At 64.2% G+C, this 20,725-nt stretch carries 21 protein-coding genes; 11 read left to right on the top strand and 10 right to left on the bottom strand.

Features of this window, described 5'->3' with window-relative positions:
- Positions 1 to 69: 69 nt before the first annotated feature.
- The gene (locus tag DVK01_RS22090; protein ID WP_199722313.1) at positions 70 to 216 is read left to right on the top strand and encodes a hypothetical protein; all 147 of its coding nucleotides are present in this window, start codon (positions 70 to 72) and stop codon (positions 214 to 216) included.
- Here the strand turns inward: DVK01_RS22090 and DVK01_RS04730 are convergent.
- Together DVK01_RS04730 and gap are read right to left on the bottom strand one after the other, a co-directional pair.
- Positions 213 to 1,418 carry a phosphoglycerate kinase gene (locus DVK01_RS04730; RefSeq protein ID WP_199722311.1) on the bottom strand — a complete coding sequence of 402 codons (1,206 nt, stop codon included), beginning with the start codon at positions 1,416 to 1,418 and terminating at the stop codon, positions 213 to 215. The genes DVK01_RS22090 and DVK01_RS04730 overlap by 4 nt on opposite strands.
- Before the next feature lie 300 nt (positions 1,419 to 1,718).
- The gene (gene gap, locus DVK01_RS04725; RefSeq protein ID WP_101351130.1) at positions 1,719 to 2,723 is read right to left on the bottom strand and encodes a type I glyceraldehyde-3-phosphate dehydrogenase; all 1,005 of its coding nucleotides are present in this window, start codon (positions 2,721 to 2,723) and stop codon (positions 1,719 to 1,721) included.
- A 201-nt stretch (positions 2,724 to 2,924) separates the two neighbouring features.
- Between gap and DVK01_RS04720 the strand changes: the two genes are divergently transcribed.
- Positions 2,925 to 3,311: an Hsp20/alpha crystallin family protein gene (locus DVK01_RS04720; protein ID WP_121535642.1), complete on the top strand. Its 387-nt coding sequence runs from the start codon at positions 2,925 to 2,927 to the stop codon at positions 3,309 to 3,311.
- Positions 3,312 to 3,363: 52 nt separating this feature from the next.
- Here DVK01_RS04720 and DVK01_RS04715 read toward each other — a convergent pair whose 3' ends face one another.
- A complete protein-coding gene (locus DVK01_RS04715) occupies positions 3,364 to 4,227 on the bottom strand; it encodes a RimK family alpha-L-glutamate ligase (RefSeq protein WP_121535639.1) in 864 nt (287 codons plus the stop codon).
- Between the two features lie 187 nt (positions 4,228 to 4,414).
- On the opposite strand from DVK01_RS04715, the gene DVK01_RS04710 reads away from it, so the two are divergent.
- Positions 4,415 to 4,846, top strand: a complete 432-nt coding sequence (locus tag DVK01_RS04710; protein ID WP_101351128.1) for a universal stress protein — start codon at positions 4,415 to 4,417, stop codon at positions 4,844 to 4,846.
- Positions 4,847 to 4,909: 63 nt separating this feature from the next.
- Here the strand turns inward: DVK01_RS04710 and DVK01_RS04705 are convergent, their stop codons facing one another.
- Both DVK01_RS04705 and DVK01_RS04700 read right to left on the bottom strand, forming a co-directional pair.
- Positions 4,910 to 5,107 carry a hypothetical protein gene (locus DVK01_RS04705; protein ID WP_101351127.1) on the bottom strand — a complete coding sequence of 66 codons (198 nt, stop codon included), beginning with the start codon at positions 5,105 to 5,107 and terminating at the stop codon, positions 4,910 to 4,912.
- Positions 5,108 to 5,286: 179 nt separating this feature from the next.
- Complete coding sequence (locus DVK01_RS04700) at positions 5,287 to 5,820, bottom strand: 50S ribosomal protein L16 (RefSeq protein WP_101351126.1); 534 nt, start codon at positions 5,818 to 5,820, stop codon at positions 5,287 to 5,289.
- A gap of 221 nt (positions 5,821 to 6,041) precedes the next feature.
- On the opposite strand from DVK01_RS04700, the gene DVK01_RS04695 reads away from it, so the two are divergent.
- Positions 6,042 to 7,040: a glutathione S-transferase family protein gene (locus DVK01_RS04695; RefSeq protein WP_121511792.1), complete on the top strand. Its 999-nt coding sequence runs from the start codon at positions 6,042 to 6,044 to the stop codon at positions 7,038 to 7,040.
- Between the two features lie 108 nt (positions 7,041 to 7,148).
- Complete coding sequence (locus tag DVK01_RS04690; RefSeq protein ID WP_101351485.1) at positions 7,149 to 7,622, top strand: type IV pilin; 474 nt, start codon at positions 7,149 to 7,151, stop codon at positions 7,620 to 7,622.
- Between the two features lie 33 nt (positions 7,623 to 7,655).
- Here DVK01_RS04690 and DVK01_RS04685 read toward each other — a convergent pair whose 3' ends face one another.
- A complete protein-coding gene (locus DVK01_RS04685; protein ID WP_101351124.1) occupies positions 7,656 to 8,708 on the bottom strand; it encodes a TrmB family transcriptional regulator in 1,053 nt (350 codons plus the stop codon).
- A gap of 172 nt (positions 8,709 to 8,880) precedes the next feature.
- Here DVK01_RS04685 and DVK01_RS04680 point away from each other — a divergent pair, with 172 nt between their 5' ends.
- Positions 8,881 to 10,899: a glycoside hydrolase family 15 protein gene (locus DVK01_RS04680; protein ID WP_101351123.1), complete on the top strand. Its 2,019-nt coding sequence runs from the start codon at positions 8,881 to 8,883 to the stop codon at positions 10,897 to 10,899.
- Positions 10,900 to 11,044: 145 nt separating this feature from the next.
- Here DVK01_RS04680 and DVK01_RS04675 read toward each other — a convergent pair whose 3' ends face one another.
- The gene (locus DVK01_RS04675; protein ID WP_121535636.1) at positions 11,045 to 12,211 is read right to left on the bottom strand and encodes an ABC transporter ATP-binding protein; all 1,167 of its coding nucleotides are present in this window, start codon (positions 12,209 to 12,211) and stop codon (positions 11,045 to 11,047) included.
- Positions 12,212 to 12,303: 92 nt separating this feature from the next.
- Positions 12,304 to 14,391 carry an alpha-amylase family glycosyl hydrolase gene (locus DVK01_RS04670; protein ID WP_121535633.1) on the bottom strand — a complete coding sequence of 696 codons (2,088 nt, stop codon included), beginning with the start codon at positions 14,389 to 14,391 and terminating at the stop codon, positions 12,304 to 12,306.
- Between the two features lie 210 nt (positions 14,392 to 14,601).
- Between DVK01_RS04670 and DVK01_RS04665 the strand changes: the two genes are divergently transcribed.
- The 3 genes from DVK01_RS04665 to DVK01_RS04655 are packed head-to-tail and all read left to right on the top strand — an operon-like array spanning position 14,602 to position 17,930.
- Positions 14,602 to 15,879, top strand: a complete 1,278-nt coding sequence (locus DVK01_RS04665; protein ID WP_198560191.1) for an extracellular solute-binding protein — start codon at positions 14,602 to 14,604, stop codon at positions 15,877 to 15,879.
- Between the two features lie 9 nt (positions 15,880 to 15,888).
- Positions 15,889 to 16,851, top strand: a complete 963-nt coding sequence (locus DVK01_RS04660) for a carbohydrate ABC transporter permease (protein WP_121535630.1) — start codon at positions 15,889 to 15,891, stop codon at positions 16,849 to 16,851.
- On the top strand, positions 16,851 to 17,930 hold the full coding sequence (locus DVK01_RS04655) for a sugar ABC transporter permease (RefSeq protein WP_101351118.1): 1,080 nt from the start codon (positions 16,851 to 16,853) through the stop codon (positions 17,928 to 17,930). The genes DVK01_RS04660 and DVK01_RS04655 overlap by 1 nt, the downstream gene beginning before the upstream one ends.
- Here the strand turns inward: DVK01_RS04655 and DVK01_RS04650 are convergent.
- Positions 17,911 to 18,525, bottom strand: a complete 615-nt coding sequence (locus DVK01_RS04650; RefSeq protein WP_121535627.1) for a DUF4864 domain-containing protein — start codon at positions 18,523 to 18,525, stop codon at positions 17,911 to 17,913. The genes DVK01_RS04655 and DVK01_RS04650 overlap by 20 nt on opposite strands.
- Positions 18,526 to 18,605: 80 nt before the next feature.
- Positions 18,606 to 19,313 (bottom strand): sugar phosphate nucleotidyltransferase, encoded by a 708-nt coding sequence (locus tag DVK01_RS04645; RefSeq protein ID WP_121535624.1) that lies wholly within the window; start codon positions 19,311 to 19,313, stop codon positions 18,606 to 18,608.
- Positions 19,314 to 19,580: 267 nt separating this feature from the next.
- Between DVK01_RS04645 and DVK01_RS04640 the strand changes: the two genes are divergently transcribed.
- Together DVK01_RS04640 and DVK01_RS04635 are read left to right on the top strand one after the other, a co-directional pair.
- Positions 19,581 to 19,766, top strand: coding sequence for a hypothetical protein (locus DVK01_RS04640; RefSeq protein ID WP_121535621.1), 186 nt, complete (start codon positions 19,581 to 19,583; stop codon positions 19,764 to 19,766).
- 108 nt (positions 19,767 to 19,874) lie between these two features.
- Positions 19,875 to 20,615 carry a DUF429 domain-containing protein gene (locus DVK01_RS04635; RefSeq protein ID WP_121535618.1) on the top strand — a complete coding sequence of 247 codons (741 nt, stop codon included), beginning with the start codon at positions 19,875 to 19,877 and terminating at the stop codon, positions 20,613 to 20,615.
- Positions 20,616 to 20,725 lie beyond the last annotated feature (110 nt).

Genomic DNA, 20,725 nt, shown 5'->3' with positions numbered 1-20,725 from the left:
TCGGAATCGAGTAATTATTTACATTACTTAGACGGAAGGAATTTATTCACGCCGCTGGTACCGCTGCGTATGGCAGCCACGCCCGACGCTGACCACGATTGGACTGCCCGCCACGCCCGGACCGAGCCGACCGAAACCGGTCGCCTCGTCGAGGTGCCCGACGAACTACTCGGAGACTGGGATCTGCGACACGCCGAGACGAAAGGCCGCAGTTAACGCTGTAGCACTTCGACGCCGACCAGCTCCGCGCCGGTCAGCGCTCGGATGTACGCACCGCCCGCGATAGAGACGTGGCCGAACTCGTCTTCTTCCATCCCGTACATCTCGATGGCTCGTGAGGTGTCGCCGCCGCCGACGACGGAGAAGCAGTCGGTCTCGGCGATGGCTTCGAGCACGCCAGCGGTCCCGACGGAGAACCGCTCGTCCTCGAACATTCCTAGGGCTCCCTTCACGAAGACGGCCTCGGAGTCGCGGATGACCGGCGAGTACTCCATGACCGTCTCGCTGCCAACGTCGAGGTAGGAGACAGTCTTCTCCTCGATGTCGTCGACGGCCTGTTCAGCGCGGTCGCCGTTCTCGTCCTCGTAGGCGAGGTCGACCGCGAGGGTAATCTGGTCGCGGTGGTCGTCGAGCATAGACTCGATTTTCTCGCTGTTTTGCTCCCACTGCTCGTCGTAGAGGTTCGCGTCGTCGATGTCGTAGCCGACCGGACGGCCCGCGGCCCGCAGGAACAGTTCGCCCGCGATGCCGCCAAGCAGGAAGTCGTCGACCGTCTCGTCTAGGTGGGTCATCACGTCGATGACGTCGGTCGCTTTGGTGCCGCCGACGACCATCGTCACCTGCCCGTCGAACTCCTTCTCGGCGATGGCGGTGTTTGCCTCGTACTCGGTCTCCATCACGCGGCCGGCGTAGGCGTCCATCACGAGCGGGAAGCCCACGAGCGAGGCGTGCGAGCGGTGGGCCGCCGAGTAGGCGTCGTTGATGTAGGCGTCGAACTCGTCTTTGAGCGTCTGGACGAACTCCGTCTGGGCCTTCACTTCGGGGTCTTCCTCGGGGAGTTCGTCGTCGCACATCCGCGTGTTTTCGAGGACGAGCACGTCGCCGCTATCGAGGTCGGCGATGTCGTGAATCGCCTGCGGGCCGTAGGTCTCGTCGACGAACTCGACCGGGTGGTCGATGTGGTCGGCGAGGATGTCGGCGTGCTGGGAAAGCGAGACGAAATCGTCGCGGCCCGGGCGGCCCTGGTGGGCCAGCACTGCGACCTCGAACCCGCGGTCGACGAGTTCGCTGATGGTCTCGGCGTGGCGTTCGAACCGCCGGTTGTCCTGTACTTCACCGTCCTCCACCGGTGAATTGAGATCGAGTCGGACGAGGACGCGCTGTCCGTCGTCGAGGTCGTCGAGCGTCTGGAAAGTCATCATTCGAGAGGAAACCTGCCGGCCGCTTAACGGTTTCCGAGTCCGAACAGCGACGGCCTGTTGGGGGGAGCAACGCCGCTACTTGCCTTGCTGCCAGTGTCAAAGTGGGGTCGGAGAGGGGTGGAGACACCTGCGCCGTACACAGCCGACGCCGGGACACGGCGCGCCGGCTGTGAAAACGGGCCTGTGTCGACACACAGAGCCGACCAGGGGTCAGGTGCTGGTTTGGACTCTATGTGTGCCTTATTCTTAGCGAATAATAATTATAAATCTTACCAGCGCCGAAAACCGTTTCCGCGCTTACTCGGTGATGTACTCGGCCACGTCGAGCATCCGGTTCGAGAAGCCGTACTCGTTGTCGTACCAGGTGAGGATCTTCGTCATTCCGGAGACGACGTTCGTCGACTGCAGGTCGACCTGCGTGGAGTACGGGTCCCCGAGGATGTCCGAGGAGACGACGTCGTCGCTCGTGACGCCAAGCACGCCTTCGAGTTCGCCGGCGGCGGCCTCTTCGAAGGCGGCGTTGACGTCGCTCTCCGTCACGTCGTCGTCGAGGTCGACGACGAACTCGGTGATGGAGCCGTTCGGCACCGGGACGCGGATAGCCATCCCGTCGAGTTTCCCCTCAAGTTCGGGCAGAACCTCGGTGGCCGCCTGCGCGGCACCGGTGGAGGTCGGGATGATGTTCTCGGCGGCGGCGCGGCGGCGGCGGGGCTTGCCGTTCGGGCCGTCCATCAGGTTCTGGGAGCCGGTGTAGGCGTGGACCGTCGTCAGCTGGCCGGCGTTGATGCCGAACTCCTCGTCCAGCACTTTCGCCACCGGTGTGATGGAGTTGGTCGTACAGGAGGCGTTCGAGACGACCTTCTCGCCGTCGTACTCGTCGTGGTTGACGCCGTAGACGAGCTGCTTGACCGGCTCGTCGCCCTTCGGCGGCGCGGAGATGAGGACCTTGTCGGCACCCGCATCGAGGTGCTGACTCGCGTCCTCCTTGGTGCGGAAGATGCCGGTCGCTTCGAAGGCCACGTCAACGTCGAGGTCGTCCCACGGGAGCTGTGTGGGGTCGGTTTCGTGGAAGACGCCCGCCTCGAAGTCGGTTCCGTCGACCGTGAGGACGCCGTCGTCGACGCTGGCTCCTTCGAGTTCGCCCATGACGGTGTCGTACTGGGCGAAGTAGTCGATCTCCGAATCGTCCATCACGTCGTTGATGCCGACAATCTCGACGTCGTCGCTGTGTAACGATGCGCGGAATACGTTGCGGCCGATACGGCCGAAGCCGTTGAGGCCGACGCGAACTGGCTCACTCATTGGTGTCTAGAGAGGCAGTCGGTCAGTGTAAAGTGTTTTCGGATTTGTTGTAAATTTGTGTTTGTTTATGCGTGTTCGGGCTCGAATGATTAATAGTGAGGGTGCCATCTCGACTGAGGGTGTCCCCTCGACAGTATCTGTTGGCAGATACTAGATTCGTCCGAAGGCTTTTGAAACGGACGGACGTACTGACCGATAGGAATGAGACGCGATGACAGTGACGACCCGTTCGACGAGTTCTTCCGGGAAATAGAGCGGATGATGGACGAGATGATGGGGGCTGAAGGCGATGTCCACATCGACCGGGACACCGGTGGCGGTGGGGCCGACCTCCACGTCGACGTTCACGAAACCGACGAGGAAATCCGGGTCGTCGCCGACGTTCCGGGTGTCGACAAGGATGCAATCGACCTCAAGTGCGACGGGACTATTCTCACGATCAACGCCGAAAGTCCGGAGCGCGAGTACCACGAACGACTGACTCTCCCGACTCGCGTCGACGAGCACTCCGCCGCCGCGACGTACAACAACGGTATCCTCGAAGTCACCTTCGACCCCGAAGAGGACTCCGCGGACATCGAACTGTAGCGCGCACAGCACACGGTCTGTTTTGTCACGCGAGAACAGCGCACTCGCGTCGCTACTGCGCCGCCGTTTCCCGTATCAATGCCGCGAGTTCGTCCCAGAAGCCGTCCTCGTACTTCGTCGCCGAGTCGATTGTCGGGCGGGCGTTCGTCTCGTTGACCACCGCCCGGTCCGCCGTCACCAGCAGGTCGACGCCGAGGTACGGAATCGCCAGCTCGTCGGCCGCGTCTTCAGCCAGTTCTCGTAGCGCCGCTGGCAGTTCCTGCCCTTCGGCTTCGGCTCCACGGTGGACGTTGTGCTTCCACCGGCCCTGCTCGCGGCTCGCTTCGGGGAGGCGGCGCTCAACCGCGCCGACGTACTCGCCGTCGACGACCATCACGCGGTAGTCTGTGGCGTCGGCGACGTACTCCTGGACGAGAAACGACTGGTCGCCGACCGCGCGATAGTCGTGGACCAGATCGAGGTAGTCGACGATGCCGAGAAACGAATCCAGATCGTGGGCCTTGGCCACGCCGACGCCGCGGGTCGTCGAGTTCGGCTTCACGACCACGGGGGGGTCGAACCGCTCGAACGCCGCGGTCAGTTCAGCCTCGCTTGTCGGGTTCGACACGACGACAGTCTTGGGGACGGGAACGCCCGCACGGCCGAGTCGCGCCAGCACGTCGGCCTTGTTCCGTGAGCGGAGGATAGCCTCGCGGTCGTTGACCCACGGCACGTCCAGCATGGCGTCGGCGACGGCCCCCTCCATGATTCGGGACGGGTAGACAAAGCCCACGTCGTATTCGCCGAAGGGACGCTCGTCCAGCGCGAGCGTCCGCTCAGCCGTTTCGACGTGGCCCACCTCGATATCCCGGGCCGCGAGCGGTTGCTGCATCCGCTCGAAGGTCTCGGCGTTCGTGGCGACGGCCAGCCTGTGCATAGCGTGCAGTTGTCTTGGAGAAATATAACACGCTCGCAGCTGCTTTCGATACACGCTGACCGCTCCATCACGTAGTGCGCACTGCTCGCTGCTGACCACAGCGCACCGGTGTATAATCGAGGAATAGACACTAATTGAAGAAATTATCAGACAAACACTAAGTATACTGCGGGAAAATATGTCACGCGTGTACAACGATATCCTCTTCCCGACGGACGGGAGCGACGGCGCGGACGAAGCGCTCGCACACGCACTCGAACTGGCGGAGACACACGACTCCACGATCCACGTGCTTTCTGTCGTCGACTCGACGTATCTCGGGAGTGCCGCGGCAGAAGCAACGACCATCGAATCGCTGCAGGAACAGACCGAGCAGGTCATCGACGAAACGGTCGACAATATTGCTGACCACGGTGTGCCCGTCGTCGCCGAGCACCGAATGGGCGATCCGTACGAGGAAATTATCGACTACGCCGAGACTGCCGATATCGATATGATTGTCATGGGAACCCACGGCCGGAGTGGTCTGGACCGGTTTCTGCTGGGGAGCGTCACCGAGAAGGTCGTCCGGACAGCAGACGCACCGGTGTTGACTGTCCGGTTGCCCGACGATACGTAGTAGCATCTGCCAGCAGTACCGGTCGCCTGTGGTGTGCGGAGCGTTTCACAGCTTCCTACCGAGTCACTCGCCGCTGCGACGCTGCCGGAGCACCCACAGCACGAGGAGCGCGCCCTCGACGCGGGCGGCACTGTACACCCACGGGCGGAGGTCTATGTCGTCGGCCTCTGTCGTTGCGAGCCCCATCCAGAAGTCGACGACCTTCCGGGGCCGAAGCAGTTCGAGAACGCCGAGAGCCAGGAGTGTGAGTCGGAGTACCATCTGTAGACGTACGCGGGATGGGTGCAAGAGTATTGTGGGTGTCGGTAACTTGGGGCAAGAACGTAGCTACGTTCCATTACTCAGCGGCTGGGATGCCACTCAGCACTTGAGCGGCGCGGAAAACGGAGTCGAGACGGCCGGTCCGCTGTCCGAACGGAGAGCGACCGCCGCTGTCTGATTTACGCGATCAGCAGTTCCTCTCCCCGCTCGACTTTGATGCGGCAAGAGGGCGTGATTTTGTTGTAAGCGCGGCGGAACGCTTCCTTGACGTGTTCCGCGTCTTCGACGTTGCAGTAGGCGGTGAACAGCTGTTCGCCGGCCTGAACGCGGGCGGCGGTACCGACGATCTTCCCGAAGGCGGCACGCATCCCGTCGGAGACACGGTCGGCCCCGGCACCGGTCGCCTGCTTGTTCTCGCGCAGGACCTGGTGTGGGAACTTCCGGAGGGTCATCTTGTAGTCACCATCTTCGCCGAGCTCCTTGATCATGTGGCGGTTGGCCGACAGGCGGGAGGCCTCCAGCGAGCCGTGACGGAGCTGGACTGTCTCCTCGACGATGAGGCTGATCTGGACGGGGTAATCGTCGGCGTCCTTCTGTTTACGGCCCATCTTGTGCTGTGCGATCTTCGACCCGGGAATGCCTGTGATGTATTCGCGTCGGGTGTACGCGGGCTTGTCGATGTCCCGGTACATTGAGGCGGGTTTGTCCGACATAGGTACTCTTGGAGAATACGTCGCCGAGCGGCCCAATAAGGGCTTCGAACCCGCCCGGCGGCGTGTCGCTGTGTCCCACACGCCGGTGAGTGGCCACGAACCGACCGGTGCTGTGGCGACTGGAGTCTCTGTTTGCAGTAGTCTGACAGAGGCCGGTGCTGTTCCGGTAACACCGCTGTCACCGCGTTCTTTTACGCTTCGCGCGCCTACGAACGATACCCATGAATATGCTCGTCGACGGCGAGTGGCGGACCGACGCGTACGAAACCACGAACGAGGACGGGGCCTTCGACCGGCAGGACACCACCTTCCGTGACCGGATCGAAGACGACCCCGACGCGCGGTTCCAGCCCGAGGCCGGCCGGTACCACCTGTACGCCTGCCGCGCCTGCCCGTGGGCGCACCGAATTCTGGTCGCTCGGAAACTGCTGGGGCTGGAAGACGCCATCACCGTCGACTACGTCGACCCGTATCGCGGCGAGGGCGGCTGGCAGTTCACGCCTGAGAAGGCGGGCTGTACGCCGGATACGGTCAACGGATCGGACTATCTCCGCGAGGTCTACGTCGAAGCTGACCCCGACGCGACCTGTCGCGTGACGGTCCCGGTGCTGTGGGACAAACAGGCGGAGACCATCGTCAACAACGAGTCCGAGGAAATTCTCCGGATGCTGGACACCGAGTTCGACGACGTATCCGAGAACGACGTGGACCTCTACCCCGAGGGCTACCAGAACGAGGTCGACCGCATCATCGACGACATCTACGAGCCGATCAACAACGGCGTCTACCGCTGTGGTTTCGCCGACAGCCAGTCAGCCTACGACGAGGCCGTCGAGGAACTGTTCGACGCCCTCGACCACTGGGATGCGGTGCTCGAAGACCAGCGCTTCCTCGCCGGCGACCGCCTGACTGAGGCGGACATCTGCATGTTCACGACGCTCGTGCGCTTCGACGAGGTGTATCACACCCACTTCATGTGCAACCACAGGCTCATCCGCGAGTACGACAACCTCTGGCCGTACCTCCGGGACCTCTACCAGCTCCCCGGCGTCGCCGAGACGGTGAACATGGACCACATCACGGAGCACTACTACACGACCCACCCCGACGTGAGCCCGAAGCGTATCGTCCCGATGGGCCCTGACCCTGATTTCGAGGCCGACCACGACCGCGACGACCTGCCGGGCGACCTCCCCGAGACGCTGTTCCCGACAGCGTAACCGGGTGGTATCGCTGTCAGATATCGAACGCTGAGTCGACGCGGCCTCTTTTATATACCCAGTTCTCACCTGTGGTCAATGAGTCGGGTAGATGGTCGAAACCGGGCCGTGAGCCCGGTGATTGGTGTTGTTATTCTCGTCGGCATTGTTGCAATTCTCGCCGCCACCGTCGGTGTGTTCGCGCTTGGTTTCAACGAGCAGCAACCGACACAAGCTCCGCAGGTCGCTATCGTGGCCGACTACAACGAGCGGACCACTGTCAACGGGGAGTATCTGAACCTCAGCTTCAAAAGCGGGGACACCGTCTACAGGGATAACCTCACCGTCGTCGTCTCCGGTGCCAGGAGTACCGGCGGTAGTGACGTGACGCTGGACTCCGATCCGATACAGGCACAGGCTTCGACGCGGATCACGTCGGGAACAGAGATTACAATCCATCAGGAACAGTTCTCCGGCATCCCGAGCGGAGAACAGTTGGACCTGAACGACGCGACGCTTCGACTCGTCTGGAAGCCCGCAAGCGAACCGGGGTCGGAAACGTACGTCATCTACCGCTGGCCGGACCCGAGCCGGCGCAACTGAGCCGCTCGGAACCCGTCGGCGGGACGATAGCAGTCACTCCGGCAGCGAGAGCGTAACCGCGTCGGTCTCGTAGTCCTCGATGAACGACCCGGGGCCGCCCAGCGAGACGGTCCTATCGTCGATAGCAACGATCAGCGTGTGTTCGATAGGGTAGGAGTTGGTCCCCGGCTCGACGAGCCCCTGTTTCGTCTCGACGACGGTCCCCTCGATGGTGGCGGTGTCGTCGTCGGCCTGCACTGCCCGTACCTCCGCGGAGACCTGCACGCTGTGGCCGGCGCGCAGGTGTAGCGTCGCCTGGAGAACGGCGTGGCGGAAGTCGTGGTAGGTGGCCGGCAACGGGGCCGGGTCGGTGACGGTCACCTCGGTCGCCATCAGCCAGTAGTTCCCGAGGAACGACCCCGACAGCACCGGGACGAGCTGTTGCTGGACGAAGGCGATGGCCCGCTGGTCGGAGTTGGTGCGTGTCACCATTTCTGTCGGGGAGACGAGGCCAAACTGGGCGTCGACAGTCAGCATTATCGGCATCGGCTGGTCCCACGACCGGACTACGGAGGCCAGCCCGCTCGCGTCGTCAGGGTGCAGACCGTCGGCGCTACTGACGACAAGCATGACGAGGACGCCGCGGTCGACGGCCGCGGTCAGTTCCTCAGATATCTCGGGCAGGTACTGCTGTGGAACCGACAGCATAATCTCGCGGTCCGCGTTTCTGATGTACTCCGTGAGCCGCTTGATGACTGTCACCCGCGATTTGATGACATCGAACTGCTGCGGTTCCCGCGCACTCGCCGAGTATCGAGAATCGAGCGCCCCGCTCATCTCTTCGAGCCGGTCGGTCAAGACGTCGATGACTTCCTCTGGCGGCCGGGCGCGGATTGTCGTGGGCACGACGTGGTCGTTGACCTCGACGAACCCGCGGTCTTCGAGCGATTCGCTGATGCTGTAGACGTACCGTTTGGAGACGCCGGTGTCGTCGGCGATTTCGCTGGCCGTGGCCTCGCCGCTGCCGAGGATCGACAGGTACGTGTCGACTTCCTTCTCCGACAGGCCCAGTTGTCCCAGCCTGTCTCTGAGAGTCGAATCGTCCATCTGTTCACATCTGGTACCGGCGGCGGATAACTGTGTTTCGGTGCCCTGTAGCCCGGAGACACCCTCGGAGCGTCGACGGCAGACGTGTCACCGGCTGTCCAGACGCTGCCGTCACAAGGATGAAAAACTATTACACCATATTTTATATCCCCTCCAGTGGTGTCTCTCTCCAATGACGCTCCGGACGGCACTCAACGACTTCAAGCGGACGCGGGACCGTCGCCACCAGTTCCCGGGCGAGTTCCGCTCTACGACGGGCATGTTCTCTGGACTCGATGGCCGGTTGGTGCATGTCGACAGCGATGGCTCGCTGCGGGACTACTCCTATCCGCTGTGTGGGCTCACTGGCATCGACCGCTCGCGGTTCGGCGTCGAGACGGACTCGACGACGTGGTTCGGTCCCGACGCCGACCAGCGGTACTGCGGCGACGCCGGCGTCGTCGAGACGGTCCACAACTGTGGCGACTGGGCCGTCGTCCAGACGGACTGCACCATCGAGCAGGCCCACGTCACCCGATTCGAGCTTCGCGGCGACGCGCCTGCTGCCGTGTCGTTGCGGGCGTTCGTCGATTTCGCACCGGACGGGCGGAACGGCCAGCAGAGCCTGCTGATGCACGGAGACGCTGTCGAGGCATACCACCGCTCTGAACACGACTTCATCGGCGTCTCTACCGAACTCGACACTGCTGTGGGCCAGATTCCCGAACGGTTCCCCGAACTCGTCGACGACGACCCCGTCTCGTTCCCCCGGGCCACCGGGGCGCGGCGGTACGAAGACACGACGCTGACCGGCGGCGTCCTGCTGTCCGCGCCGTTCGTCGACGGCGGCGTCACGCTGGCGACGCTGCTGACGGATACGGCCGACACCGACCGCGACGCAGCGCTATCAACCATCGACCAGCTGGTGAGCGACCACTACACCTCGGAGACGGTGCTCGAAGCAGGCCAAGCACAGCGGCGGTGGAGCGTCCCCGCGGAGACGCCGAGCCACGAAAGCATCGTGGCCGACCTCCGCGTCCTCTCGCTGCTTTCGGCCGCGAACGGTGCCAGAATCGCTGCGCCCGACTTCGACCCGTACTACGTCACTTCTGGGGGCTACGGCTACACGTGGTTCCGCGATGACGCCGAGATCGCGGCGTTCCTGCTCGAAGCCGACGGGACGTTCGACCTCGGGCTCGATTCGTGGCACCAGCGCTCCGCCGAATTCTACTGTCGCACCCAGCAACCGGACGGGAGTTGGCCCCACCGCGTCTGGCCCGGCGACGAAACGCTCGCGCCGGGCTGGGCGAACGCCCGGCTCGAAAGCGGCTCGGACGCGGACTACCAGGCCGACCAGACCGCGAGCGTCACCACCTTCCTCGCGGCGTACCTCCGGACCGGCGACCCGGCCGACCCGGAGCGCATCGAAGCCACGCTCGGGCGCGCCGTCGAGAGCATCGACGACACGCTGGCCGACGACGGCCTCCCTATCGCTTGCCAGAACGCCTGGGAGAACATGCAGGGCCGGTTCACGCACACTGCCGCGACCTTCCTGCACGCCTATGCGGCGGTCGCCCGCGCACCTGTTTCCACCGCGCTCCGGGACCACGCCCGATCCCAGGCCGAGACGGTACTGTCTGCACTTGACGCTTTGTGGACCGGCGACCGCTACGCCCTCCGCGAGCATGACGGGACCATTGACGACCGACTGGACTCTGCGACGCTGGCCCTCCCAGCGGCCTGTCGCGCCGCCGCCCAGACGGTCGACCTGCCGGCAGAGACCCGCGACCGGCTCTGTACCCACGTCGAGACGACACTCGACGGGCTGGAACGGGACACCGGCGATATCCGCGGCCTCGTGCGTTTCGAGGGCGACGACTGGCGACGCGGCTCGCAGGACCGCGAGAAAGTCTGGACCGTCTCGACGGCGTGGGGCGCAAACAGTGCCGCACAGCTGGGGACCCTCTTGCGTGACGCTGACGACAGCCGAGCGACGGCGGCCTACGCCCGGTCCCGGGACCTGCTGGCAGAGATTCTTCCCGGTGGCTCGCTCGTTCAGTCCAGCGGGTACCTCCCCGAGCAACTGTTCGACGACGGGACGCCGGACTGTGGCACGCCGCTTGGCTGGCCCCACGCGCTCCGGCTGGCAACTGTGGCCCACCTCGCTGACGCCGGGGAACTCACCGCCGAGCCGCTGAGCGTCCGCGAGTAAAGCACCGCGTCACTGGGCGCTCGCGAGGCCCCGCGTTACGCGGACCGCGCTGCTTGACGTTCGAAAACGCAGCGGATGGCCGTAGGGACTCTATAACTAGCCGAAAACAGCGACTACGTCTGACCGTGGATCACTGGCTATCGCCCTACTGCGGCGCTGCAACGGGCGTGTCCTCGCCGGCTGTGACTGCCTCGCCTGTCTCCGGGTCGAACAGATGGACGGCGGATTCGTCGAACGACACCTGCACGCGGTCGCCGATGGCCGGCTCCACGTCAGTGCTGACTCTGGCGATGAAATCCGGTGCGCCGTCGCCCTCGAATCCGGTCTTCGATTCGCCCAGATCGAGATAGAGGTAATTGTCGCTGCCGATGGGTTCGAGCACGTCGACCGTCGCCGGGACGGCGTCCTGATCGCCACCATTGCTGACCGAAACGTGTTCCGGGCGGATACCAAGCGTGTACGACCCCTGCTGGATATCACCGACGGAACCGGCGCGGCCGCCCGTGAGGTCATAGGAGAAGTCATCGTGTGCGCCGGTGAGCCGCACGCCGCTCCCGAGCGGCTCTGCGGTCACATCGAGGAAATTCATCGAGGGTGAGCCGACGAAGCCGCCGACGAACTGGTTCGTCGGGTTCTCGTACACCGTCTTCGGGCGACCGGCCTGCTGGAGTTTCCCGTCGTTGAGAATGACGATGCGGTCGCCCATCGTCATCGCTTCTTCTTGGTCGTGGGTGACGTAGACGGCCGTAATCCCGAGCTCCTCTTGCAGCCGCTGGATCTCCGTCCGCATCGTCGTCCGGAGCTTCGCGTCGAGGTTGCTGAGTGGCTCGTCGAAGAGGAACACGTCCGGCTCACGGACGATGGCGCGCCCGAGCGCGACACGCTGTTTCTGCCCCCCGGAGAGCTGGTCCGGCGTGTCATCCAGCAGGTCGCCGATACCCATCATCTCGGCCGTTTCGGTGACTCGCTCTTGCCGTTCGGCCTTCGAGAGGTCCGTACTCACCCGGAGACCGAACGCCATGTTCTGCCGGATGGACTTGTGCGGGTACAGTGCGTAGTTCTGGAACACCATCGCCACGTCACGCTTGCGGGCGTGGACGTCGGTCACGTCTTCGTCGCCGATGCGGATACGGCCGCTCGTCGGCCGTTCGAGGCCGGCAATCATCCGCAGTGTCGTTGACTTCCCACACCCCGAGGGGCCGACGACGGTTACGAACTCCCCATCGTCGATGGACAGATCGATGTCGTCGACTGCCACGATGGAGCCACCGTCGAACTCCTTACGGAGACCGTCTAGTTCGAGACTCGCCATTACACAGAGTCTCACACCCATCGCTAATAAGTTTGATGGGATTTTTCATAGAAGTTCTAGCAGAGTCGGTTCGGTTGTGGAACCGAGCGCTGTCAGCGCTCTCTCGTCGCCGGTACCACGACGACATCTCCGACCGCAATCGTCCCGTCGCTACCGACCGGCGTGCCGCTGAGGAGGTCAGTGTCCCCGACTGCGCTATCAAGTGAGACGCTCGCCGTGCCGTCGCCGAAGTGCAGAACGATCACCAGCGTCTCATCACCGTCGGTGCGCTCGTACGCGACGACTCCGTCCGAAGCGCCTGTTTCAACCGTGTGGGGAACCGGATGCACCCCGGGCGCGCGGAGTGCGGCGTGGTCCGCTCGCAGCGCGACCAGTCGCCGGTGGAAGTCGGTCAGCGCGCTGTCGCCGTCGTGCCACCGCATCGTCCCGCGCTGTTGTTCGACGCCGCGCTCCTGCCCGGCGTATATCATCGGCGTTCCTGGGAGCGTGAACGTGGCCCCGACGGCCGCCCGAAGCGGTGCGGCCCCGCACTCGTCGATATAGCGGTCTTCGTCGTGGTTGTCGACGTAGCGCATGTGGCCGGCGCGGTCGGGGTAGCCGTGCTCGGCCGTCGCGTCAAGCGCTTCGAACAGCGCCGACGCCGGCTCCTCGCCGGTCCCGATATCGCGCAGCGTGTCGAACAGGTCCGTGTCGTAATGCACGTCGAACTCGTTCTCGGCGAAGGCGGCGTCTCGCGGGACTGTCTCGTCGAGCAGCAGGAACTCGGGGTCGTCGGCTTTCACCCGCTCGCGGACCTCCTTCCAGAACCCGTGTGGCACGCCCCAGGCAACGTCACAGCGAAAGCCGTCGACCACGTCGCGCCATTCGTCTACCACGTCGAGCATCCAGCGCCGGACGTCGAGCGAGTCGTAGTTGAGGTTCGGAATCCGCGTCCAGTTGAAGTAGTAGCCCGGCGCGTCCTCGCCCGCCCAGTCGACATCCGAGACGTCGCGCTCGGCCGGGACGCGCTCGTAGTAGTCGGCGTACTCGGGGACGCCAGTCCGGTGGAGCTGGAAGGCCGGATGGTCCCGCGAGGTGTGGTTGATGACTAAATCGAAGACGACCCGGATTCCCGCGTCGTGGAGCCGGTCGACCAGCGACTCGAACTCCTCGCGCGTTCCCAGGTCTGTCGCAGTATCGAAGAAGTCCGTAATGTGGTAGCCGTGTCGAGTCGGACTGGCCTGAACGGGGGTGAGCCAGACCACGTCGACGCCAAGTGACTCGATATAGGGGACCCGCCGCTCGATGGCCTCGAAGGTCGTGTCGACGGTTTCGCCGGCGAACGACCGGACGAATATCTCGTAGATGGTGGCATCGCCGGCCCAGGCCGGCGGGTCTGCCGGCCGCGAGACGGACACCGTCGCGCCTGTGTCCGCGCTCTCGTTTTCCCTGCCGTGTTCCACGACCAGCGTATCAGCGACGCTGTGGCGCTCGGCGACGGCAACCGCGTGAACGCGGGCCGTTTCGGGTAGTGCGTCCCGTGGCACCCGGAGTTCGTCGCCGTGGATGCTCACAGCCGACTCTTCCAGCGCGTCTCGGCCGTCGAGGTAAAACTCTACCGCGGGCTCGCTCCCTGACGGGGCCGCGTGAGTATCCGCCGAGACAACGAGGGACCCGTCTTCTGTCGCACTGGTGAGCTCGATCCGGGGTCGACCGGGGCCTTCGACGGTGACCTCGTCGGTCGCGGTCGACTCGAAGGACCCGTCGAAACTGAAAATGGCGTGGTGGGTCCCGGGCGGCAGGTCCGCCTCGAGGACCCACTCGTCACCGTCCCGCTCGGCCCAGTGTGTCCCCATCGTGAAGTCGTTGAACTTCCCGATGACGACGGCGCGGTCGGCGACGGCGATGTCCTCGCCGTCGAAGTCGTCTTCGGTGACGCTGAACCGGATGGTCTCGGTGACGGCCGGGAACGCTCGGATGATTTGCTCATGTGTACTATCTGTGGTGGTTACCTCGGCTCGATAGACACCTGAGGTATCCGGCTCGAGGTGACAGACTGGGCCGCCGTCAAGCGTCGCCGTACTCGCCGCTGGCCGCTCGAGTAACCGCCACTCGGCGGCCATGCCGGGGTCGGGCCGGCGCGGGGCCAGTTCGACAGATTCGCCGACGGTGGCGAACCGCGGCGGGCCTGGATGGTGCATACGCCTACGGTACGGGGTCGGTACTGTGAGTGTTACGCTTCTGGTCCAATTTTAGAAAAAATATCACTTCACTACTTCTGAGAAGCGGACTTACTGAAACCGACACACAGCGAGGTACATCTGTGCTGTCTCTCTGAATCTGTCATCATTGTCTCCTTCTATTTCCGAATGATTTAAGTTATGAAGGACTATTTCATCCCATATCTATCCATGACAATGGAACGACGGACGGTGCTCAAACGGATCGGCGGTGTCGGGGCGGCTACAGCCCTTGCTGGCTGTAGTGTGCAAGAGCAGGGCAGTGGCGGCTCGGACGGCGAAACGGCTTCCGGCGGCTCGGACGACGGGGCAAGCGATGGGAGTCAGCAGTCCGGCGGGACCGCGACGGCGTGGTACCAGCTTCAGGACTCGGAGATTCCTGCACGCAAGGACGCGATGCAGACGTTCGCGAGCGAGACAGAGTTCGGCGTCGATGGGTCGGATATCTCCAACATGGAAAAGAAGACCACGAGCGCTATTCCGGCCGGACAGGGGCCGGAGATATTCGAGTGGGCACACGACTGGGTCGGCGACTACTACCAGCGGGAGTTCGTCGTCGACCAGTCCGACGAACTCTCCGTGAGTCTCGACCAGTTCACCGACGCCGCAGCCTCTGCCGTCCAGTTCGACGACGCCGTCGTCGGCCTCCCGCACTCGGCGGAGACGGTGACGCTCATCTACAACACCGATATCGTCGCTGAACCACCTGAAACTATTGACGACATGGTAGCGGCAATGGAGGAGTACCACGACCCGAGCAGCAGCCAGTACGGGCTCGCCGCGCCGTTCGACCCGTACTTCACGAGCGGGTGGATCCAGGCCTTCGGCGGCTACTACTTCGACCCGGAGCAGGACCCGGCGCTCGGGCTGGATGCCGACGAAGCTATCGAGGGGCTTCAGTTCGCTCTCGATACCCTCCGTCCGTACATGCCCGACGACCCGAACTACGAACCGCAGGCCGCGACGTTCTCGGAGGGCAACGCCGCCTTCGCAGTCAACGGGCCGTGGTACCTGGCGACGCTGAACCAGAGCGACGTGAACTACGAAGTGGCGACGTTCCCAGAGATCGACGGCGGCGAGGTGACGCCGTACACCGGTATCTCGATGTGGTACTTCGCGGACGCAATGAGCGAGGGCGGAGCCGATGCCACGGCCGCCCGGAACTTCGTCGAGTGGTTCGCTACCAACGAGGACCACGCCACGCGCCTCGCTCAAGAACAGGGCGCGATTCCGGTGCTCGACAGCCTCGTCGGCAGTGACGATCTTCCTGACCACGTCCAGACGTACTCCCAGACCGTCAGTCAGGGCGTCCCGATGCCGACCGACCCGCGCATGAACAAGGTGTGGTCGCCGCTCGAGAACGCCCTCATCGAAGCGTTCAACGGCGACGCGAGCGCCGAGGACGCGCTGACGACCGCCGCCGAGGAAATCCGCAGCAACTGGGAGTAAGAACTGCCCATGAGTACCGTTTCACGAGCGGCGGACCGGATCGAATCGGTCCCGTTTCTGACGCGGGACGACGCGTCGTTACTGCTAGTACTTCCGGGGCTGTTTGTCTTCTCGGCGTTCATGCTGTTCCCGGTCCTCTACCTGCTGGGGATCTCCTTTACGAACGCAGAGCCGGCCAACCTGTTCGCCGGCGAGGGCGTCGTCGCCGTGCTCACGTTCGGCGACGCGCTGTTCGTCGGGCTAGAGAACTACGCCGACGTGCTGACCGACCCGCAGTTCTGGAACTCCTTCGGCGTCACCTGGCTGTTCGTCGCCACGAGCGTCACGCTCAAAATCGGGGCGAGCCTGGCTATCGCGCTCGTCGTCACCAGCGACCTCGTCCGGGGCAAGCGCGTCCTGCGCTCGCTTATCATCTTCCCGATGGGGCTGCCGCCGATTTTCACCATCACGGTGTGGCGCGGCATCTTCAGCTCCGCCGAGTTCGGACTGATGAATCAGCTACTGACCGCGTTCGGGGCGAGTTCGGTCGCGTGGCTCTCGGGCCGCTGGACCGCCTTCGTCGCGTACAACGTCACGGAGGCGTGGCTGGCGTACCCGTTCATGGTCATCATCACCGTCAGCGCGCTCCAGGACGTACCCGAGGAACTCCACGAGGCGGCCGTCGTCGACGGCGCGGGGTTTCTCGCACGCTTTGCCCACATCACCCTGCCGTCGATTAAGCGGCCCGTCCTGTTCGCGTCGATTCTCACGTCGGCGGCGTCGTTCCAGCAGTTCCTCATCCCGTTCGTGTTTAATCAGGGCGGCCCGGCACGGGCGAACGAACTCATCGTCGTCTACGGGTACCGCGAGGCGCTGTCGTTCCAGCAGTACGGCCGCGGCGCGGCAATCAGCATCATCGCGCTCGCCTTCATCGGCGCGTTCATGTGGCTCAACGTGAAGAAAGGCAAACTCGCAGACGGGGTGAACGACTGATGTTGCTCGGTGCAATCGCCCGGAAGCTCAGCGACGATGTCAAGACGCTCGCCACGATGCCCGCCCGAACAGTTCGAAAGTGGTCCTACACCGTGCAGGCCGTCCGTCGCGGTGAACTGCCCGCTTCGGCAGTTCTGAAGGTCATCCTCTCGACCATCGGCGCGACGCTGGTCGTGCTGGCGCTCCTCTTCCCGATCTACTGGATTCTGATGGCGGCCCTCTCCGGCTCCGGAAGCTCGCTGTACACGTCTGAGAGCTTCTCGCTGGTTCCGTCTAACCCTACGGTCAAACCGTTCATCTGGGTTATCGGCGACCTCATCGTGCCGTCGTACTCGATCTCAGCGGCCATTCCGTTCACCGACCTCGCCTTCGTGTTCCAGACGCCGGGGATCGAACTGCTTGACGCGTCCGACTACGGCGTCGATCGCCCGTCGGATTTCAAGCACTTCCTCTGGAACAGCCTCATGGTGGCGATTCCAACCGTGCTGATCGCGATGTCGCTCATCATTCCAGCGGCCTATGCGCTCTCCCGCCGTGAGTTCCTCTTCCGACGGAAGATTCTGTTCCTCTATGTCCTGATGACACAGGTCGGTGGCGGTCTCGGTGTCGCCCTGCTCATCGGGATGTATGCGCTGTACGTTCAGTTCGGCATCAACGACAGCAAACTGGCGCTTGCGGTGTACTACGCGGCGACCGCCGTGCCGTTCAACACCTGGCTGCTGAAGACCTACATGGACGGCATCCCGGTCTCCTACGAGGAGGCCGCCGTCGTCGACGGCGCGCCGCCGTGGCGCGTGGTGACGGAAGTCATTATCCCGATGTCGACTGCCGGGCTGGCGACGGTGTTCATCTTCGTCTTCCTCACCGGCTGGACGGAGTTCGTCGTCGCCCAGACGCTACTGGGGACGGAGAACTACACCCTGCCGGTCGGTCTGTACGCGATGGTCGACGAGTACTCCATCCCGTGGGCGCGCTTCTCCGCGTTCGCGCTCACCTTCGCCTCGCCGATTATGCTCGCGTACCTGTTCGCCCAGCGTTACATCGAGGGCGGCCTCTCCTTCAGCGGGATGGAGGGGTAGCGGCCACCCCAGTCGTCATCCAGCAGCCCTCGTAGGGCGCTTCGGTCTGCTTTTCGACCGTCCAGCGGTAGCTCGTCGTCGTTCCGTTCGCATTCACGACCGTTACCGGCTGTGACGCGGTGTCGCCGTCGCGGTCGAGCGGCCCGTACCGCACGCCCGTCGCGTTCAGGAGCGGCTCAAACCCGCTCTGGATCGTTCGGACGAAGTTCGAGTACGGTCCCGTCAGGTCCCGGTTCGATGGCGCGGCGAACTGCCAGGTCGTGTTGATACCCTCGTTCGTCGCCGGGTCGTTGTTCTGCAACGCGAGGACCTGGATGTGGACGACCAGCCCAGGCGGTCGCTCGCAGTTCGGCCGCAGTTCGAGGACCCGCGGCTGTGTCACGGCCGATCTGTTGGTGTCGACGGAGACGTTGCCCCAGTACTCCCGCCCGCCCGCCGCCGGTTCTGCCGCTTTCGCGTCCTCTGTTGGCACGTTGGCGGGCGTTATCGTCGCTTTCGACTCCGTCGAGTCGCCACCACCGAAAAACGCACCGCAGCCCGCCAGTGCTACGACCGCGGCAAGTGCGACGAGCGCCAGCGACCGAACGGCTGTCATACCCCTGTATTGGGGTGACGCTCCTTCGATGTTCCGTCGCCGCGTCCGCGCGCTGCTTCGCTTGGCAACGGTCGACGCCGTCAGCCGAGCTGTTCCTCAACCGCGTCCACGTCGGCTGGTTCGTTGACGTTGTGACACCACCCCTCCAGTTCGACCGCCTCGACGCGGTGGCCGGCACTCAGCAACAGGTCGATTGCGTCGGGGAGTTCGTACTCACCCCGCTCGGAGGGACGTATCAGCGCGCAGGCGTGGCCGATAGCCGGTTCGAACACGAAAAAGCCCCGCGCGACTAGCGTTGACGGCGGGTCCGCCGGCTTCTCGACGAGGCCAGTCACCCGTCCTTCCCCGTCCGTTGTGACGACGCCGGTCGACCTAGCCTCGGCCCGGGACACGTCCTCGACCAGTAGCGTGGCGCTGGCGTCGCTCTCGCGGTGGCGGGCGAGCGCGTCGCCGACGTTCGCCCGGCAGACGTTGTCGCCGTTCAACACGACGAAGGTCCCGTCGACGGCGGTCCGGGCCTGTTCGAGCGCGTGGGCCAGCCCCAGCCGTTCCTCCTGTCGGACGTACGCTATCGGCGTGTCCCGGTACTGGTCGCCGTAGCGGGCGACGATGTCGTCGCCGCGGTAGCCGACGACGACGACCAGGCGGTTGACGCCGACCGACAGCAGCGTCTCGAAACAGTGGGTCAGCAGCGGCTGTCCGGCCACCTCGACCAGTCCCTTCGGCTTGTCGGCGGTGAGCGGTCGCATCCGCGTTCCCTCGCCGGCGGCGAGTACGACACCGTCCATGGCCGGCCCCACGCCCGCGCCGGCTAAATGCCTGTGGGCGAGCGGGTTTTGATTCTGGCCCGCCACCGATCCGTATGGCGGAGAAGTGTGATACTTGCGGCCGGTCGGTCAGCGTCGGGGATGCGATTCGCCGGGAGACGTTCGGCGACCTCGATACCGAGCGCTGGCATACTGTCCGGACTGCGGTGCGCGGCTCCGGACGATATTCGTCGGGCCGGACTCGTAGCGGGGAAAGAGACACGTGGCAGCGGCGTGTGAGTCAGACACATGGAAGACGAAGCGTGGCGGTCGGTCGACATCATCAGAGACACTGACGGCGTGCCGCATGTCCTCCAGCAGAGGGTGCTGGTGTTCACAAGCGGCGTCTCCGAGGAGTCGGCTGGCTACACGAAACCGGCGCTGGAACACCGCCTGGTACCACTCAAAGACCTCACGAAATTCGGGCAGACGTGACCCGTTCTCGGGGCCGTCAGCACGTCGACCGATAGCTTAGGTGCGTGACCGGTTGGGCAAGAAACACCTCGGGATACACTTTTGCGCCCGTCGGAACGAGTATCCACAATGGCGGAACCGCTGTACGTCGGCGTTGATCGGAGCGACGAGTCCTGGGTTGCTGTCGCGTTCACTGGCGACGGCTTCGACCACGCGTCGGTGTTCGACAGTATCGGTGCGTGCTGGTCAGCCTACGACGAGCGCGCCCGCCGGATTCTGGTCGGCGTCCCAATCGGACTTGTCGAATCCGGCGAGCCGGACCGCCGGTGTGACGAACTCGCTCGGTCCGTTCTCGGTGCGCGCAGCTCGACCATCCACACACCGCCGGTACGGGAAGCGACGCGAAAACAGCGCTACTCGACGGCCAATCGCGTCCACAAGCGCAAGACCGGGAACGACCTCTCCGAGCGGGCGTTCGAACGCAGCGACAGCCTCGCCCGGGTCGATGAACTCCTGCAGGAACTGCCCGAGGCCGCCGCCGCTATCCGAGAGTCTCACCCAGAGGTCTGTTTCCGGGCGTTCGCCGGCGAGCCGCTCAGTTACTCGAAGCGCACCGCCGGGGGATACGCAGAGCGGATGCGGATTCTCGCCCATTACGACCGCGACGCTGCCCCGACGGTCCAGAAGGCCGCCGAAGCGACTGGTGGCACGGCAGTGGCTATCGACGACGTGCTGGACGCTGTCGTCCTCGCGTACACAGCTGTCCCGGATGACGGAGAACTGTACACGCTCCCGCCCGAACCGCCGCGGGACGCGGCGGGGCTGCCGATGGAGATCGTCTATCGGGCGGCGTCGCCACTGCTCACGTAGTGGCGTGTCTCGCCGAGTGCCGTTGCTCGCCGTGAGTTGTGTGCGTGCCAGCGACACTGCCGTGCGTGCGTACACCGCGACCGCTGACAAGTGATTATAGTGCTAGACTG

It is taken from the genome of Haloarcula sp. Atlit-120R (genome assembly GCF_003665885.1).
Lineage (GTDB): Archaea > Halobacteriota > Halobacteria > Halobacteriales > Haloarculaceae > Haloarcula > Haloarcula taiwanensis.
Note: the sequence above shows the minus strand (reverse complement) of the source record. Positions and strands in the feature narration are given on the sequence as shown.